Below are 240 nucleotides of genomic sequence, written 5' to 3'. Positions count from 1 at the left end.
CAAGTATAAGGCTCGTCGTAATCGGCTTCGCCCTCTCTTTGTAATCCGTGTTTGACCCTTGAATTTACCAGAGCTGTGTTCTCGTAATGAGAGACCAGCTAAATTAACTAATTGCTGGGGGTGACTATACGTTGTAATGTCACCTACCTCCGAGAAGAATAGAGCGATGGTAGTAGATCCTAATCCTGATATCTTCATCATTTGTTTGGATCCCGGAAGTGTCTCTACAAGATCTTCTAG

At 43.3% G+C, this 240-nt stretch carries 1 protein-coding gene; it reads right to left on the bottom strand.

What is annotated here, in order from left to right:
• On the bottom strand, positions 1 to 240 hold a 240-nt coding region (locus JUJ52_RS23240; protein WP_228089275.1), incomplete at both ends, for a transposase.

Origin of the sequence: Virgibacillus sp. AGTR (assembly GCF_016919725.2) — a bacterium.
In the GTDB taxonomy this organism is placed as follows: domain Bacteria; phylum Bacillota; class Bacilli; order Bacillales; family Amphibacillaceae; genus Virgibacillus; species Virgibacillus salarius.
The sequence above is the reverse complement of the archived record's forward strand: the minus strand, read 5'-3'. Positions and strand labels throughout refer to the sequence as shown.